This is a genomic window from Pseudomonas sp. S2_B10 (genome assembly GCF_054668425.1).
In genome coordinates, this window is record NZ_CP162768.1 from 4,503,102 (window position 1) to 4,518,785 (window position 15,684).

Here is a 15,684-nt window from a genome sequence, read left to right on the forward strand (position 1 = left end):
ATGGATCTCAAGGAAACCGACATCCTCGGCGACAGCATCGATGAGCATTGGTATTACTGCTGCAAAGCGGCGGCGACCCGGCGATTGCTGGGTAACATGCCGATCCGACGAATACTCGATGTCGGTGCCGGCTCGGGGTTTTTCTCGCATCATCTGCTGACCCACACCGACGCGCATGAGGCGTGGTGCGTCGACATCAGTTACCCCGCCGATTCAAGCGCCACCACCGCGGGCAAACCGGTGCATTACCGCCGCGGCATCGACAGCATCGATGCCGATCTGGTGTTACTGATGGACGTGCTCGAGCATGTCGACGACGACCTCGGCCTGCTCAAAAACTATGTCGATAAAGTGCCTTCGGGCAGTCGTTTTCTGATGACGGTGCCGGCGTTTCAGTTTCTCTGGAGCGGTCATGATGATTTTCTTGAGCACAAGCGCCGCTACACCCTCGCGCAATTCGAAACCCTGGCGGGCGATGCCGGTTTGACCGTGCAGCGCGGCGCCTACTATTTCGGTGCGGTGTTTCCTATCGCCGCAGCGTTGCGCCTGATACCTCAAGGTTCGCAAACCGCACGGCCGCAGTCGCAACTCAAGCGTCATCACCCGTGGGTCAACAGCGTGCTCAAGACTCTTTGCCGAATGGAGTTGCCGTTGATGGGCAGCAACCGGCTGGCCGGTTTGAGCGTCTTCGTGCTGGCGCAGAAACCGTGATCGACAGTGATCGTTCAGCGTTGGTTCGCCGTGGTCTGCGCTTTGCCCTGACCGGGCTGTTCGTCACTGCGCTGCATGCGCTGGTGGCCGTGATGTTCATCCGCTTCATCGCGCCCGAACCGCCGCTGGCCAATGGTTTCGCCTTTGCCGTGGCGACCGTTGTGTCGTATGTGATCAATACCACCTGGAGCTTTTCAGCTCGCCTGCACGGGCGCACGTTACTGCGCTTTGTGTCGGTCTCGGCGGGCGGTTTTCTATTGGCGATGCTGGTTGCCTGGGCGGCGCAAATGGCTGGGTTGCATTATCTGCTCGGGATCGGCGCCGTGGCCCTGACGGTGCCAGCGTTCACTTTCGTTTTGCATAATTTCTGGACGTATCGATGAAGCTTTGCTCAACCTCTCGGGCCGCTGCGCTGTTGCCTGTGCTGCTAGGCATTCTGGCCTTTTTTATCGTGGTCGGCCCACGGGCGTTGAACCCGATGAACATTGCCTGGCTGGGCGACGGCGACCCGGCCACCCATTACCAGGGTTGGGTGTTTTTCCGGCACTCGCCATGGAGCTTTCCGCTGGGGCTTAATCCGTCTTATGGACTTGAATTGGGCAATGGCTTGATCTTTTCCGATTCCAATCCCCTGTTCGCCTTTTTGTTCAAGCCGTTCTCGGCGTTGTTGCCAGAGCCGTTTCAGTATTTCGGACTGTGGTTGCTGACCTGCTTCATTCTGCAGAGCTGGTTTGCCTGGAAACTGCTCGGCCTGGTGACCCGCGACGCGGTTCTGCGGTTGCTCGGCACCGGGCTGTTTTTATTCGTTCCGGCCATGCTGATCCGCATGAGCGTGCACCTGTCCCTGGGCGGGCATTTCATGTTGCTGGCCGCGCTGTACCTGGCGCTGCGGCCCTTCACGCCCAAGCGCTCTCTGGCCTGGGGAACGTTGCTGGCGGCGGCCGCGCTGATTCACGCCTATTTGCTGGCGATGATTGCGCTGATCTGGCTCGCCGATCTCGCAGCGCACACCCTGCGGCGACATCTGGCGCCGCGCAAAGCTGTGGCCGAACTGATCGGTCTGTTTTTGCTGGTGAGTCTGTGTTGCTGGCAGGCGGGCTACTTCAGCGTCGGCGATGACGGTCTGGCACTGATGGGCTACGGTCTGTTCCGCGCCAATGTGCTGAGCTTTTTCGACCCGGGAACCTGGTCGTTTGCCCTGCGCGACATGCCCGGTGTGTTGGGCGATGGTGACGGTTTTGCTTTCCTTGGTTTGGGTGTGGTGTTCCTGTTCATCTGCGCCTTCGCGGCATGGCTGCAACGCGGCACGGATGTTCACCTCAAGCCACGTCGCTACCCGTTGCTGTTGCTCGCGCTCGCCGGCCTGGCGCTGTTTGCGTTTTCCAACAACATCGGGGTCGGCCCATTCGAGTTGCACATCCCGCTGCCGGATGCGGTGGTGGCGGTGGCGACGATTTTTCGCGGTTCGGGGCGGATGATCTGGCCTGTCATGTACATGGCGATTTTCGCCATTCTGTACGTGGTGATTCGCGGCCATACTTCGCGCACGGCACGGATTCTGCTGAGCATTGCCCTGTTGCTGCAAGTGGCGGATACGCGTTCCGGTTGGGGAGAGTCGCGCAACCTGTTCATGGCCACGCCGGCGCCACAATGGCCGACGCCACTGGTTGATCCGTTCTGGGATCAGGCAGCCCGCCATTATCAGGCGGTGCGCTGGCTGCGCCCGGAGAATTATCCGGAGCAGTGGCGAACGCTGGCCGAGTATGCGGGACGCCATCATCTGCCGACCAATGCGGTCTACCTCGGCCGCATGAGTACCAAGGCCACCGAGGCGGCCCAGGCTGTGGCCGACCAGATGGTCAGCTCTGGTCAATACGCCGCCGATACGTTGTATGTACTCGATAGCCGCACTGTGCTGCCGGCCGCGCTGACGCTCAATCGCGAGACTGACGTACTCGCCAGAATCGACGGTTTGAACGTGCTGGCGCCCGGCTGGAAGCGTTGCGCCGATTGCCCGCCCATCGTGGCCGCCGATCCCCTTACGCTGATTTCGCCAATGAAGTCGAACGAGCGCGTGACCTTCAACGTTACCAGCCTGGCGACGTTTTTCCTCGGCAGCGGATGGTCGAAAAGCGAACCGTGGGGTACGTGGTCCGAGGGCAGTGAGTCGCAAATCATTCTGCGGCCCGAGGCCCCGGTGAGTTCATTTGTGCTGGAAGCCAACGCTTTGATTGCGCCGTCGCATACCGAACAGGGGCTGGAGATTAGCGTCAACGATGTGCCGGTGCTCTCCACCCGCTTGCTCAAGGCCGAAGCGAACGTTGTCAGCGTTGATCTGCCAGCGGAAGTCCAGCAGCGCATTGAGCGTGAAGGCGTGCTGGTGATTCGTTTCCAGCACGCCGATGCCGTCAGCCCGAGAGCGCTGGGCATGGGACTCGATCCGCGCAAACTGGCCATTGGCATTCTGGCGTTGACGCTTCATTGACCCTTCAGTGACTGTTCGGCGCAGCGGCCCATAGACGCGGTTCTTGGGCCTTTCTACACTGCCGCTATTCCGGGAGCAGGGGCAAAGGATGAACCGCAATGAACTACGCAAGGCCGACATCAACCTGATGGTGGTGTTCGAGACCCTGATGCTCGAACGCAACGTGACCCGCGCGGCGGAGAAGCTGTTTCTTGGCCAGCCGACCATCAGTTCGGCACTCAACCGTTTGCGCACGATGCTCAATGATCCGCTGTTCATCCGCGTCGGCCATCGCATGGAACCGACGGCCCGCGCCGAAGACATTTACCGCCATCTCAAACCGGCACTGGATTCACTCTCGGCGGCGCTGAGCCTGACCCGCGATTTCGATCCCGCCACCAGCACCATGACCTTTCGCATCGGCCTGTCCGACGACGTCGAATTCGGCCTGCTGCCGCCGCTGTTGCGCGCGCTGCGCCAAGAGGCGCCGAGCGTGGTGTTCGTGGTGCAACATGTCGATTACTGGCGCATTCCCGACCTGCTTGCTGCCGGTGATATCACCGTCGGCATCAGCCAGACCCGCGGTCTGCCGGCCAACGCCAAACGCAAACTGCTGCGGCACATCCAGCCGAGCATCCTGCGCGCCGATGCCTCTGATACGCCGCTGACCCTCGACGAATATTGCGCTCGCCCGCATGTGCTGGTGTCACACACGGCCAATGTCAGCGGTTACGCCGATGAGTGGCTGGCGGAACTGGGGCGCACGCGGCAGGTGGTGTTGTCGGTGCCGCAATACAGCGCACTGCCGGCTTTGCTGGCCGGCACCGACCTGATCGCCAGCCTGCCGGATTACACCGCAGCGGCGATGGCGGCGTCCGGGGCGCTGTTCCAGGAACCGTTCCCGTTCAAGACGCCAACACTGGACCTGTCGATGGTCTGGCTCAGCCACGTCGACAGCGACCCTGCCGAACGCTGGCTGCGCTCGCGGCTGGAAGCATTCATGAGTGAACGGCCGCTTATTCAGATCTAACAGATGCCACGTATCCCTGTGGGAGCGAGCCTGCTCGCGAAGCGGTTCGGCAGGCGCGGGTGTGCAAACTGAAAGGACGCTTTCGCGAGCAGGCTCGCTCCCACAAATGACGCTGTGTGATTGTGGTATATGTACGCCCCCCGCATCCGCCGACTGGAGATCCGCAATGCCACACCTGCACATGGAATACACCGCCAACCTGACGCAGTTGAACGCTGACATCGCCCTGATCCGGCTCAACAACACGCTGGTCGGTTCCGGTCAGTTCGGCGCGGAGTTCGATATCAAGAGCCGCGCGATCAAGATCGACAACTTCAAGGTCGGCACGGCGCAGGGCGAGCGTGCCTTCGTCCATGTGAAACTGGCCTTGCTCAGCGGGCGCTCGGCGGAGATCAAGAAGCAGCTCTCGCAAAGTCTGCTGGCAGTGTTGCAGGAACTCTGCGAATGGCCGGCCGGGCTCGAAGTGCAACTGTGCGTGGAACTGCTCGACATCGATCGCGAGTCCTACAGCAAAGCCGCCATCGGCATCTGACGTTCAGGCGTTTTCCAGCTCGCTGCACACCTGAATCACCTGCTCGCGCAGCCAGACGTTGGCGCTGTCCTGATCGGCGCTCTGGCTCCACTGCATGTCGAGGGTGAAACCCGGCAGGCCGTTGGGCGCTTCGCAGTGGTTGAACACTGCGTCGTTGGTCAGCAGACGCTGGATACGCCGGGGCAGGGTGAGGATGAAATCGGTGCCGGTGATCATCTTCAACGCGGCGCTGTAGCTGTTCGATCGGGCCACTATCTGGCGCTTTTGCGCTTGCCGCGCCAGCCAGCCGTCGACCATGTTGGTGCTTGAAGTCCACGGCGTTGGAAACACATGCCGACGTTCGGTGAATGCTTGCAGGCTCAGGCGCGGTTCGAGTGGGGTGGCGCGTTTGTCGAAGACGCAGACCAGGTCATCTTCCAGCAACATCCGTGATTTCAGATCCGCATGCTGGCGGTGAAAGTGCGGGCCGAAACTGATCACCAGATCGAGGCTGCCGTCGCGCAACTCTTCGGCCGGAACGTCGGTTTCGAATTTGTGCATGTTGACCATCACTGGCAAGTCGTCGAAATCGAAGCGCTTCAACAGTCGCGGCAGAATCAATTGCTCGAAGTATTCCGGGGCGCAGATGTTGAAAGTCACCGCCTGCCGGCTCGGGTCGAAAGCCGGGGCACCGGCGTGGCAGAGGTTGATGCTTTCGAGGATTTTCTGCACATGGCCGTACATGCTGCAGGCCTTGTAGGTCGGGCGCATGCCGGTGCGGGTGTTGATGAACAGTTCGTCTTCGAAACTGGTGCGCAGTTTCTTCAGGCAATAACTGACGGTGGACTGGCTGACGAACAGGGTTTCCGAGACATCGGTGACACTGCTCTGCTCGTACACGGCGACGAATACCATCAAGTCCTGCATATCGAGCTTGCGAAGCAAATTACTGTTCAGCATGAGTTCCGTCTCGCTGTGCCCCTCGCGCAGAATTCGCGCAAACGTGTGCGTACGATCCTAACGGAACGATGGTGCCAGGAGAAACCCTCGTAGGACATTTCACGGACACATGTGGGACAGAAACTTTTAGCAACACGACGTTGCCAATCTCGTGCGCAAAAGATGGCCAGAGGCCTCTAGCCCGGGCAGGGCAAGTGACGTGTGTAGTCGCGAGGGTTGAAGCGCACGACCATCAGCAGCATGAGCACCACTACTGCAGTCAGCGCCCACCACGCGCCTTCGAAACTGCCCAGCCGATCGCGAATCATCCCTGCCAACAGTGGCGACAGTCCTGCGATCAGATAACCGATCCCCTGTACAAACGCGGTCAGGCCACCGGCGCGCTGCGGCTCGTCGCAGTGATCCAGTGCAACGATCAGGCTCATCGGAAACAGACCGCCAATCCCCAACCCCAACAGACAAGGCCATAACAGGGCCAGAGTTAGCGGGGCGAGAATCAGCCCGCAGAAACCGCCGATGATCAGCAACAGCAGAACCGCCAATATCCCACGCCGGTCACGGCTGCGATTGGCGATCGCAGGCACTGCCAGGCCGGAAATGACCTCCATCGCTGTAAGAAAACCCAACAGCAGCCCGGCGTTCTGTTCACTCCAGCCTTTTTCCACGTAATACGGGGCAAGCCAGGCGAGGACACAGGTGTAGGACGCCGTACCGAGGCCAAAGAAAATCGCCAGCAACCAGGCGCGACGGCGCGTGATGAAAGATTCCCGCTGGGTCACCCTTGGTAGGGCTTGCGCGGGCTGCAAGCACCAGACCAGCAACGCGACCAATGCCAACGCCGCCCAGATGGCCAGCCCGATGCGCCAACTGCCGGTCTCCACCATCACCAGCGGCGCGAACGATGCGGCAATCGCGGCGCCGCCCATGATCGAAGTCACGTAGATGCCCATGCACAACGCCACGTTGTCAGCAAAGCGCGTCTTGATCAGCGCCGGCATCAATGCCTGAATCAGGGCTATGCCAATACCGGCCAGTATCGCGCTGACGATCAGCTCGACCGCAGAATCGATAAACAGCCGTGACACGTTCGCCAGCCCGATGACAAGCAGCGACAGCAGCACCGTGCGTTGTTCGCCCAGACGCTGGCTGATGCGCAGGCCGAAGAACATCGCCAGCCCCATGGCCATGACCGGCAGCATCGTCAGCAAAGAGGCAAGCGTGAAGCTCAACGGTATATCGCTACGGATCGCCGACAGCAGCGGCCCGATGGCTGCCATTGAGGGGCGCAGATTAAGTGCAACAAGAATGATCGCGAGTATCAGCCAAGCGGCGGGGCGGGAGTGATTCATCAGCAGGCCTTTGAGTGGGGAGGCTGATGATTAGGCGTCGCGGCGCGCGCATCGGCAAATCAGAAAACCCCGGGCCAGACCTAAAAACTCGATAACACCCCTGTCCCGATGTGGGAGCGAGCCTGCTCGCGAATGCGTTCCTCCAGACAAACATTCATTTGCTGACATTGCGCTTTCGCGAGCAGGCTCGCTCCCACAGAGGACATTGTGAAGTGCCTGAAACTGAATAAACCCTGAACCATTCTCAAATACTCGCAAACTTTCACTTTCGTACTCCGAGGCAACTAATCATTAGCATCTTTTTCACGAAAAATTGATCCATGCCTGCCTAAAGTTTGGCATGCCTCGGTGAATGAATTTTTCACAATCGACGAGGCTCTTCTTTCAGGAACAGTCACTCATCATGCTGAAGTTAAAAGCCGTGCGCCCGGAATGGGTGACGTTGTTTGCCAGCGCCTTTTTGTTGCTCGGTTTCAATCTGGTGCTTTGGCAACACCTGTTCGAGATCACCGCCGCCGATGGCAAGGGCATCGCCATGCGCGTGGCCTTCGCTGTGATGATCCTTGCCGCGTTCAATATCGTGCTGACGATATTCGCGTTCCGGCCACTGCTTAAACCACTTTTGACTCTTTTGTTTTTAGTCAGCGCCGGCGTGGCTTATTTCATGAGCCAATATGGCGTCATGATTGATGCGGGCATGTTGCGCAACTTTGCCGAGACCAACGCGACGGAAGTGCGTGATCTGCTTTCGTTGAAGTTGTTCGCTTATATTCTCTTGCTGGGTGTTTTGCCGTGTTTGTTGTTGTGGAAGGTACCGGTCAATTATCGGCGCTGGCATCGCGAGTTGTTCAGCAAAGTTATTGTCAGTGTTGCCTCGGCGGCGGTAATCGGTGTTGTGGCATTGGCCAACTATCAAGGTTTGTCGTCGCTGTTTCGCAATCACCACGAAATTCGCCTGATGCTGGTGCCGAGCAATTACATCGGCGCATCCATTGGTTATCTGCAAGAGCAAGTGGTCTCGGCGCAGCAGCCGTTCATCAAGATCGGCGAAGATGCCCAGCGCAATCCCGACTTGCGGCTACAGCCACGCAAATCCCTCACCGTGCTGGTGGTGGGGGAAAGTGCGCGGGCGCAGAACTTCGGCATTCTCGGTTACGACCGAGACACCACCCCGCAACTGGACAAAGAGGCTGGCCTGATCGCCTTCACTGACGTGCATTCCTGCGGCACGGAAACCGCAGTCTCGGTACCGTGCATGTTCTCCAACATGGGCCGCAAGGATTACAACGCCAGCAAGGCCAAGAACGAAGAAGGCTTGCTCGATGTGCTCAAGCGCGCCGGCATTGATGTGATCTGGCGCGATAACCAGTCCGGCTGCAAAGGCACTTGCGACCGCGTCACGGTGCAGGATGTCAGCAAGTTGCAAGACCCTGCGTTGTGCGCCAACAGCGAATGTCGCGATGAAATCCTCCTGCAAGGCCTGCAAAGTTTCATCGATCATCTGGACAAGGACACCGTGCTGGTTCTGCACCAGATGGGCAGTCACGGCCCGGACTACTTCAAGCGTTATCCCAAGGAGTACGAACACTTCACTCCGGTCTGTGAAAGTAACGCGCTGAACAATTGCAGCCGCGAAAGTATCGTCAACGGTTACGACAACACCTTGGTCTACACCGACCATGTGCTGGCGAGCCTGATCGATGTGCTGCGCAGCAATCAGGACAAAGTCGACACCGCCATGCTCTATCTGTCGGACCACGGCGAATCGTTGGGCGAGTACAACCTGTTTCTGCACGGCACGCCTTATATGCTGGCGCCCGAGCAACAGAAGCATGTAGCGATGCTGGCGTGGTTCTCTGACAGCTATCAGAAGGCCTATTCGGTCGACACCCATTGCCTGCAACTGAGCCGGGACAAGCCGCTGAGCCAGGACAATCTGTTCCACTCGATGCTCGGCCTGCTGGAAGTGCGCAGCAGCGTCTATCAACCTGCCTTGGACATGTTTGCCGGCTGTCGTGGCGCGGTGATCGACGGCGTGTTGGCCAAGCAGTGAAGCGTTTCCTGCCCGTCGCGCCAATGCGACGGGCCTTTCTGTTTCTGCTGTCAGACTATTCTTGCTGACAGGCAAGACATTTCCTTACAGCTCTTGCCCTTCAAAGGCGCGTAAATCGTCGGTGGCGATATATACTGCGCGCCATTCTTCAAGGGAGAGCCGTGTGGCTATCGATATTCACTGGATTCGCGACAACGAAAGCCTCGCGCAGTTTTGCGCCGAGTGGCAGCAGCTGCCGTTCGTTGCCCTCGACACCGAATTCATGCGGGTCGACACCTTCTATCCGATTGCCGGCCTGTTGCAGATCGGCGACGGCAAACGCGCCTACCTGATCGACCCGCTGACCATCAACGCCTGGCAACCGCTGGCCGAGTTGCTGGAAAACCCGGCGGTGCTGAAAGTCCTGCACGCCTGCAGCGAAGACCTCGAAGTACTGTTGCGCCTGACCGGCAGCCTGCCGGCGCCTCTGTTCGACACGCAACTGGCCGCCGCTTACCTGAACCTCGGCTTTTCGATGGGCTACTCGCGTCTGGTGCAGGAGGTGCTCGGCATCGACCTGCCAAAGGGCGAAACCCGTTCCGACTGGTTGCAGCGCCCGCTGTCCGAAACCCAGATCAGCTATGCCGCCGAAGATGCCGTGCATCTGGCCGAGGTGTTCGTCGAGTTGCGGCCCAAGCTGTCCGACGACAAGTTCGCCTGGGTGCTGGAGGATGGCGCCGAACTGGTCGCCAACCTGCGCCGCGAAACCGATCCTTACGAGGTGTATCGCGAGGCGAAACTGGCGTGGAAGTTGTCCCGTGCACAACTCGCCGTGCTGCGTGAGCTGTGCGCCTGGCGCGAAAAAGAAGCCCGCGCCCGCGACCTGCCGCGCAACCGCATCGTCCGTGAACACTCGCTGTGGCCCTTGGCCCGCACCCAGCCGGATAACCTCGCGGCGCTGGGCAAGATTGAAGACATGCACCCGCGTACCGTACGTCAGGACGGTCAGTTTCTGCTTGATCTGATCAAGCGCTCTGGCAGTGTGGGGCCAGATCAATGGCCGCCGGCAGTGCCGGAGCCGTTGCCGATCGAAGCCGCTGCGTTGATCAAACAACTGCGCGCGCTGGGTCAGGCCGAGGCCGAACGCTTGGGTATTGCCCCGGAACTGATGCTGCGCAAGAAAACCCTCGAAGCCCTGGTCAAAAGCGGCTTCCCCGAGGGTCCTTACCAATTGCCCGATTCGCTGCGTGGCTGGCGCCGCGAATTGCTCGGCCAGAAGCTGCTCGACAGCCTGGCCACCGCCGGAGAACAGCCTTGAAACGTATTTGCTCCATCTACCAAAGCTCCAAGCGCAGCGGCATGTATCTCTACGTGCTCAAGAGCGATGCGCTCGAGCGCGTGCCGGAAGCGCTGATGACGGCTTTTGGCAAAGCGAAGCACTCCTTCGATCTGGTGCTGTCGCCCGAGCGCAAGCTGGCCAGCGAAGACATCACCGTGGTTCTGGAAAACCTCGACAAGCAGGGCTATCACCTGCAAATGCCACCGGCCGAGGACGAGTACATCGAGCACTTGCCCGAAGAGTTGCTGCGACGCAACGACCCGGTCTGACCCGCGAGGCCCTGTTCTGGGCCTCGGTTAACCCTGGAACTGTTTTTACCGCGATGGCCGGCCCGAACCCGGCGGCTGTCTGCACGGTTTGCGAAAGGTTTGAAGATGCGCGTTCTGATTGCCGAACACGACTACGCGATATACGCCCGCCTGCTGCGTCAGGCGCTGCCCGAGCTTGAAATCCTGACCAGCGGCGACTCCGCCGAACTGGCGCGTCAGGCCGCCGATTGCCCGGTGTGGCTGGGCCAGCCGGATCTGCTGGCGACCTTGCTGCGCCAGGGCCATCAACCGCAATGGCTGCAATCGACCTGGGCCGGCATCACGCCGCTGCTCGCCGACGGCCTGCGCCGCGACTATCGTCTGACCCGCGCCGTGGGGATTTTCGGTCAGGTCATGGCTGAATACGTGCTGACCTACATCCTCGGCCACGAACGCGAAGTGCTGGCGCGACTGGTCAGCCAGGTCGAGCGCAAGTGGGACAACCGCAGCGGCCAGAGTCTGGTAGGGCGCAAGGTGCTGATCGTCGGCACCGGTGACATCGGCCAGAGCGTTGCGCAGTTTCTGCGGCCGTTCGGCGTCGAGCTGTACGGCATCGCCAGCAGTGCCCGCGAACAGGCGCCGTTTGTCGAAGTCGGCGCGCTGGCCGATCTTCCGCGTCTGGTGGGCGAAGTGGATTACGTGGTCAATCTGCTGCCGAACACCGAACACACCCATGATATCTACGACGCGGCGCTGTTCAAACAATTCAAGCCGACCGGATTGTTCATCAACGCCGGGCGTGGCGTCGCAGTGGTCGATGCCGATCTGGTAGAAGCCTTGAAGGAAGGGCATCTGGCCGGCGCGGTGATCGACGTCTGCCGTCAGGAACCATTGCCGCAACGCCATCCATTCTGGACCGCGTGGGGCTTGCTCCTGACCGGGCACAGCTCGGCACCGACCTCGCCGGCGCTGATGGTGGATTTGTTTGTGCAGAACCTGAAAGCGTATGAGGCAGGTGAAGCTTTGCGCGGCGAGGTGGATTTCACCCGCGGTTACTGACTCTCCACCGATTTCACTGTGGGAGCGAGCCTGCTCGCGAAGAGGGCGTGTCAGTCGACAACAGCGTGTCTGACACAGCGCTTTCGCGAGCAGGCTCGCTCCCACTTTGGTTTCAAAGTGTAGCCACCAGTTTGCTCAGCGGGCGGCGCTGGTGCGGACAAGCGGATTTACCGGCAGTCGCCAGCGCTTGGCCCCCGCGCCCGCTGGCACTAGACTGGCGGCCTTTTCACCACCTTGATGTTGATGCTTGAGCCATGGCCGCCATAGTCGAACCGTTCTGGAAACGCAAAACCCTCGATCAACTCGATCACGAGGAGTGGGAATCGCTGTGCGACGGCTGCGGTCTGTGCTGCCTGCAAAAGCTCGAGGACGAAGAAGACAACAGCGTCTATTACACGCGCATCGCCTGCAAACTGCTGGATCTTAAAACCTGCCAGTGCAGCGATTATCCGAACCGGATCAAGTTTGTCCCTGACTGCATCCAGCTCACGCCGGGTCAGGCGGAAGAATTCAAATGGCTGCCGCCGACCTGCGGTTATCGTCTGGTCAGCGAGGGCAAGGATCTGCCGTTATGGCATCACCTGGTGTGTGGCGACCGCGACGCGGTGCACCATGAGCGGATTTCCCAGTCCGGGCGCATGCTCGCCGAAGGCAGCGTGCCGGAGGATGACTGGGAAGATCATCTGATTTTTCGCGCGGGTTGATGAGGTGGTGAGTTGTTGAACCCGTAAAAATCAAAAGATCGTAGCCTTCGGCAGCTCCTACAATGGAAAACGTGATTCCGTGTAGGAGCTGCCGCAGGCTGCGATCTTTTGCTTTAAAGCCTCAGACGCCGGCCTTCGGCGAGGTCAGCGAATCATTGCCGGTGACGGTCGCCGTTTCCGTGGCCACTTCGGCATTGGTCTTCAACTTGCTCAGTTCTTCCCCGGCGCGTTCGATCTTCGCCCGCACGTTGCTCATGTCCTGACGGCCTTTTTCCAACAGGCTTTTCGCCGAGCAGTGCCCGGTAATGCCACGGGCCACGGCCATGCCGCCGAGCGCCACTTGAATCAGGCCGAACACGCCGCCACGGCGCAGGCCCTTGCCGACCATCAGCACGCCGCCGGTCAACGAGCCGACGCGCTCCCAGCCATGCACATTCTTGTGCGAAGGCGACTGGAACGGGGTGGATTCGATGCGTTCTACGCGTTTGAGCTCGCTCATGATCTATCTCCAGGCAGGGTGCGATTGATAGATAAGCTGACTGCCATGGCGGTCAGCTTGTTCCATCGAATGTGCGACGCTTCAGCGGAATTTCGGCCCGGAGCGCGTGTTCAGGCCCTTGGCCATGCGGTCGTAGAGCACGACGTTGACCGTGGCGGCGAGATTCATGCAGCCGGTGGTGGGGATGTACACGACGTCTTCGCACCAGTCGCGAATCTCTTTATCCAGCGAGCCGTCTTCCGGGCCGAAGATGTAGAGGGCGCGGTCGGGGTGGGTGTATTCCGGCAGCGGCCGTGCGCCTTCGACCAGCTCTACCGCGACGGGCACGCAGTTGAGCGGAAGGATTTTTTTCAGGTCGTCGATGCCGATCAACGGGATGTCGTAGTGCACGCGCTTGGTGTCGGTGACGAAATCGGCCGCGCGTTCATAACGCTTGCCGGTGTAGAACACCGACGCCACGCCGTAACAGCCTGCGGCGCGCATCACCGAACCGACGTTCTCCGGTGATTTGGGGTTATACAAACCAATGCAGCTGTACCGTTTGTCTGCCACGAGCGGGGTGCCTTCGGGAAAAAGAGGGCGATTATACGGGGATTGGGGGAGGGCGGGCAGATTCGAGATTTGTGGTGCCTGGCCGGCCGCCTTCGCGAGCAGGCTCGCTCCCACAGGGGAACGCATTTCAACTGTGGGAGCGAGCCTGCTCGCGAAAGGGCCAGCTCAGGCGATGAAGATCTTCAATCTTCTTTTTCATCAAGCCAGCCAGGGCCGCAAACGGGTTATGCGTGGCCTTGGCGATCTTCGGTGTGCTCAGCGAGCCGTCGCCGAAATACTGCTGATCGGTGTAACGCGAGTGCTCGTTGTCGTGGCAATACAGGCACAACAGCTCCCAGTTCGAGCCGTCCTGCGGGTTGTTGTCGTGGTTGTGGTCACGGTGATGCACAGTCAGTTCGCTCAGGCGCTTGCCGGAAAACTCACGGGCGCAGCGGCCGCAGACGTGTGGGTACATCTTCAGGGCTTTGTCGCGGTAGCCCATTTCCTTGTCGCGCTGGTTGTCGGCGAGGATGCGGTCCAGCTTCGACGTGTTGGTGGGGGTGGACGAACTCATGGGTTCACCTTTGCAGAAAGACTGATGACGGTTATGCGCAGAGTTTAGCTCAGCCCTTGAGCTTCTCGGCAATCCAGATCGTGTGACGGGTGCCCTTGTTGCCGTGGGCGAAGACCTGGACTTCTTCGGCCTTGAAACCGGCCTTCTTCAATTTGTCGGAAAACTGTCGGTCGGCGCTGGCCGACCATACCGCGAGCACACCTTTGGGGCGCAGCGCCTTGGCGCAGGCATTCAGACCTGCGGCGGAATACAGCCAGCTGTTGGCCTTTTGAGTCAGGCCTTCGGGGCCGTTGTCAACGTCAAGCATGATCGCATCGAAACCGTTCGGCTCGCTTTGCAGCACATTGGCCACATCTTCCTGACGGATCACCGTGCGCGGGTCGAGCAATGGCCGACCGGATTTCTCCCCGAGCGGGCCGCGATTCCACTCGACCACGCCGGGCACCAGCTCAGCGACCACCACCTCGGCGGACTTGCCCAGATGCTTGAGTGCCGAGGCGAGGGTGAAACCCATGCCCAGGCCACCGATCAACACCCGCGAATTCGACCGGCCGGCGACCTTGCGGCAGGGGATCTCTGCCAGTGCGTCCTCGGAACCGTGCATGCGCGTGTTCATCAACTGTCCGCCGTCGCCGCCCTGGATCTTGATGACGAAGTCCTCGCCATACTCGAACAGGCACAGGGCACCGCCGTTTTCAGGGATCGGGGTGGTGTCGAGCAGAACGAAACGTTTCATGGAAATCTCTAAAGGGGGGAAGGCAAGCAGGCGCGTTGGGAGTAGCCTGAGCACAGACTAAAGGCCAAACGGAGCCCTTGATGAAGCGCACCATTCTAACGGTCATTACCCTGGCCGCGCTCGCGATTACTGCAGTGCAGGCCCAGCAGAGCGTTCCGGTCAGCCCGACGCCGCAGCCCGGCTCGCCCGGCACCGCGACGCCGACACCGTATCCGCAGATCACCCCGATCACCCTGCCCAAGTCGGGCGCCGGTAGCGGCAGCCCGCCACTGGTGCCGATTGAAATGCCCAGCCCGCCGAGCAAGGATCAACCTGTGCCGGGCATCGAGCCGAACGGCAACAAGGTCAAATCCCCGGGCGGCTAAACCTGTTGCGCGGCGAGCTGGCCATCGGCCATGCGCAGGCGTTTGGACAGCGAGACGGCGAGGGCGCGGATGATTTTTGCGGCGATTTTCGGTGCGTCGTTGAGCATTTTCTCCAGCGAGTCCTTGCCCAGATTGAGCAACTGACAATTGCTCGCCGCGATGCAGGTAGCCGAGCGGCGCTCGCCATCGAGCACGGCCATTTCACCGAAGGCCCGGCCGCTGCGCAGGGTGGCCATGGTGATGACCTGGCCGTCAGCGCCGGTTTTCTGCACGGCGACCTGGCCGGTGTGAATGATGCACATGAAACTGCCGGCATCGCCCTCGCGAAAAATCGCCTCGCCTTCAGCCACGGTGCTGATGCTGAAATAGCCGGAAGCGGCCGCGAAGTCGGCCAGCTGCAATTGATCGAACAGGCCACAGTCCATCAGCCAGTCGCGGATTTCGTTGTTCAGAAAGGTCGGTTCAGACATGTCGATGCGGTCTTTTTGTTATCACATTTCAAGGCTATACACGGATCCCGTAGGAATGGGCTTTTGTGGCGAGGGGATTTATCCCCGCTCGGCTGCGCAGCA

Annotated in this window: 18 protein-coding genes; 11 read left to right on the top strand and 7 right to left on the bottom strand. The window is 60.2% G+C overall.

Going from position 1 to position 15,684, the window contains the following annotated elements:
- From AB4O45_RS20100 to AB4O45_RS20120, 5 genes are all read left to right on the top strand, one after another.
- Window positions 1-711, top strand: coding sequence for a class I SAM-dependent methyltransferase (locus AB4O45_RS20100; protein WP_095180646.1), 711 nt, complete (start codon window positions 1-3; stop codon window positions 709-711).
- A complete protein-coding gene (locus AB4O45_RS20105; RefSeq protein WP_056783558.1) occupies window positions 708-1,094 on the top strand; it encodes a GtrA family protein in 387 nt (128 codons plus the stop codon). The genes AB4O45_RS20100 and AB4O45_RS20105 overlap by 4 nt, the downstream gene beginning before the upstream one ends.
- Window positions 1,091-3,196, top strand: coding sequence for a DUF6311 domain-containing protein (locus AB4O45_RS20110; RefSeq protein WP_460160461.1), 2,106 nt, complete (start codon window positions 1,091-1,093; stop codon window positions 3,194-3,196). The genes AB4O45_RS20105 and AB4O45_RS20110 overlap by 4 nt, the downstream gene beginning before the upstream one ends.
- An 88-nt stretch (window positions 3,197-3,284) precedes the next feature.
- Window positions 3,285-4,205, top strand: a complete 921-nt coding sequence (locus AB4O45_RS20115; protein WP_056783563.1) for a LysR substrate-binding domain-containing protein — start codon at window positions 3,285-3,287, stop codon at window positions 4,203-4,205.
- A gap of 166 nt (window positions 4,206-4,371) precedes the next feature.
- Complete coding sequence (locus AB4O45_RS20120) at window positions 4,372-4,737, top strand: 5-carboxymethyl-2-hydroxymuconate Delta-isomerase (protein WP_041478855.1); 366 nt, start codon at window positions 4,372-4,374, stop codon at window positions 4,735-4,737.
- A gap of 3 nt (window positions 4,738-4,740) precedes the next feature.
- On the opposite strand, the gene AB4O45_RS20125 is transcribed toward AB4O45_RS20120, so the two are convergent.
- Together AB4O45_RS20125 and AB4O45_RS20130 are read right to left on the bottom strand one after the other, a co-directional pair.
- Window positions 4,741-5,676: a LysR family transcriptional regulator gene (locus AB4O45_RS20125; protein ID WP_252887457.1), complete on the bottom strand. Its 936-nt coding sequence runs from the start codon at window positions 5,674-5,676 to the stop codon at window positions 4,741-4,743.
- A 176-nt stretch (window positions 5,677-5,852) separates the two neighbouring features.
- Window positions 5,853-7,025 carry a cyanate transporter gene (locus tag AB4O45_RS20130; RefSeq protein WP_460160462.1) on the bottom strand — a complete coding sequence of 391 codons (1,173 nt, stop codon included), beginning with the start codon at window positions 7,023-7,025 and terminating at the stop codon, window positions 5,853-5,855.
- A 403-nt stretch (window positions 7,026-7,428) separates the two neighbouring features.
- Here AB4O45_RS20130 and AB4O45_RS20135 point away from each other — a divergent pair, with 403 nt between their 5' ends.
- The 5 genes from AB4O45_RS20135 to AB4O45_RS20155 all read left to right on the top strand — a co-directional run bounded on the left by AB4O45_RS20135 (window position 7,429) and on the right by AB4O45_RS20155 (window position 12,407).
- Window positions 7,429-9,078: a phosphoethanolamine transferase gene (locus AB4O45_RS20135; RefSeq protein ID WP_460160463.1), complete on the top strand. Its 1,650-nt coding sequence runs from the start codon at window positions 7,429-7,431 to the stop codon at window positions 9,076-9,078.
- A 163-nt stretch (window positions 9,079-9,241) separates the two neighbouring features.
- Complete coding sequence (gene rnd, locus AB4O45_RS20140; protein ID WP_056783576.1) at window positions 9,242-10,375, top strand: ribonuclease D; 1,134 nt, start codon at window positions 9,242-9,244, stop codon at window positions 10,373-10,375.
- On the top strand, window positions 10,372-10,665 hold the full coding sequence (locus AB4O45_RS20145; RefSeq protein ID WP_041478850.1) for a YcgL domain-containing protein: 294 nt from the start codon (window positions 10,372-10,374) through the stop codon (window positions 10,663-10,665). Before rnd ends, AB4O45_RS20145 begins: the two co-directional genes overlap by 4 nt.
- A gap of 105 nt (window positions 10,666-10,770) precedes the next feature.
- Entirely contained in the window at window positions 10,771-11,703 is a 933-nt protein-coding gene (locus AB4O45_RS20150) for a D-2-hydroxyacid dehydrogenase (protein ID WP_041478849.1), read from the top strand.
- Window positions 11,704-11,957: 254 nt separating this feature from the next.
- Window positions 11,958-12,407: a YcgN family cysteine cluster protein gene (locus AB4O45_RS20155; protein ID WP_016771232.1), complete on the top strand. Its 450-nt coding sequence runs from the start codon at window positions 11,958-11,960 to the stop codon at window positions 12,405-12,407.
- Between the two features lie 121 nt (window positions 12,408-12,528).
- Here AB4O45_RS20155 and AB4O45_RS20160 read toward each other — a convergent pair whose 3' ends face one another.
- From AB4O45_RS20160 to AB4O45_RS20175, 4 genes are all read right to left on the bottom strand, one after another.
- Window positions 12,529-12,906, bottom strand: a complete 378-nt coding sequence (locus AB4O45_RS20160) for a YgaP family membrane protein (protein ID WP_110645006.1) — start codon at window positions 12,904-12,906, stop codon at window positions 12,529-12,531.
- An 81-nt stretch (window positions 12,907-12,987) separates the two neighbouring features.
- Window positions 12,988-13,458, bottom strand: a complete 471-nt coding sequence (locus AB4O45_RS20165; protein WP_007911337.1) for an RNA methyltransferase — start codon at window positions 13,456-13,458, stop codon at window positions 12,988-12,990.
- Window positions 13,459-13,585: 127 nt separating this feature from the next.
- Complete coding sequence (locus AB4O45_RS20170) at window positions 13,586-14,011, bottom strand: YajD family HNH nuclease (RefSeq protein ID WP_460060184.1); 426 nt, start codon at window positions 14,009-14,011, stop codon at window positions 13,586-13,588.
- 49 nt (window positions 14,012-14,060) lie between these two features.
- Window positions 14,061-14,747, bottom strand: coding sequence for a spermidine synthase (locus tag AB4O45_RS20175; protein WP_056783581.1), 687 nt, complete (start codon window positions 14,745-14,747; stop codon window positions 14,061-14,063).
- Window positions 14,748-14,827: 80 nt separating this feature from the next.
- Here AB4O45_RS20175 and AB4O45_RS20180 point away from each other — a divergent pair, with 80 nt between their 5' ends.
- Entirely contained in the window at window positions 14,828-15,112 is a 285-nt protein-coding gene (locus tag AB4O45_RS20180) for a hypothetical protein (protein ID WP_016771228.1), read from the top strand.
- On the opposite strand, the gene AB4O45_RS20185 is transcribed toward AB4O45_RS20180, so the two are convergent.
- Window positions 15,109-15,582, bottom strand: a complete 474-nt coding sequence (locus AB4O45_RS20185) for a cyclic nucleotide-binding domain-containing protein (protein WP_016771227.1) — start codon at window positions 15,580-15,582, stop codon at window positions 15,109-15,111. The genes AB4O45_RS20180 and AB4O45_RS20185 overlap by 4 nt on opposite strands.
- Window positions 15,583-15,684 lie beyond the last annotated feature (102 nt).

Bases quoted from the DNA above. Each gene is read 5' to 3' on its own strand.
- AB4O45_RS20100 (WP_095180646.1), top strand. From the start codon at position 1: ATGGATCTCAAGGAAACCGACATCCTCGGCGACAGCATCGATGAGCAT.
- AB4O45_RS20110 (WP_460160461.1), top strand. From the start codon at position 1,091: ATGAAGCTTTGCTCAACCTCTCGGGCCGCTGCGCTGTTGCCTGTGCTG.
- AB4O45_RS20115 (WP_056783563.1), top strand. From the start codon at position 3,285: ATGAACCGCAATGAACTACGCAAGGCCGACATCAACCTGATGGTGGTG.
- AB4O45_RS20120 (WP_041478855.1), top strand. From the start codon at position 4,372: ATGCCACACCTGCACATGGAATACACCGCCAACCTGACGCAGTTGAAC.
- AB4O45_RS20125 (WP_252887457.1), bottom strand. From the start codon at position 5,676: ATGCTGAACAGTAATTTGCTTCGCAAGCTCGATATGCAGGACTTGATG.
- AB4O45_RS20130 (WP_460160462.1), bottom strand. From the start codon at position 7,025: ATGAATCACTCCCGCCCCGCCGCTTGGCTGATACTCGCGATCATTCTT.
- AB4O45_RS20135 (WP_460160463.1), top strand. From the start codon at position 7,429: ATGCTGAAGTTAAAAGCCGTGCGCCCGGAATGGGTGACGTTGTTTGCC.
- AB4O45_RS20150 (WP_041478849.1), top strand. From the start codon at position 10,771: ATGCGCGTTCTGATTGCCGAACACGACTACGCGATATACGCCCGCCTG.
- AB4O45_RS20155 (WP_016771232.1), top strand. From the start codon at position 11,958: ATGGCCGCCATAGTCGAACCGTTCTGGAAACGCAAAACCCTCGATCAA.
- AB4O45_RS20160 (WP_110645006.1), bottom strand. From the start codon at position 12,906: ATGAGCGAGCTCAAACGCGTAGAACGCATCGAATCCACCCCGTTCCAG.
- AB4O45_RS20170 (WP_460060184.1), bottom strand. From the start codon at position 14,011: ATGAGTTCGTCCACCCCCACCAACACGTCGAAGCTGGACCGCATCCTC.
- AB4O45_RS20175 (WP_056783581.1), bottom strand. From the start codon at position 14,747: ATGAAACGTTTCGTTCTGCTCGACACCACCCCGATCCCTGAAAACGGC.
- AB4O45_RS20180 (WP_016771228.1), top strand. From the start codon at position 14,828: ATGAAGCGCACCATTCTAACGGTCATTACCCTGGCCGCGCTCGCGATT.
- AB4O45_RS20185 (WP_016771227.1), bottom strand. From the start codon at position 15,582: ATGTCTGAACCGACCTTTCTGAACAACGAAATCCGCGACTGGCTGATG.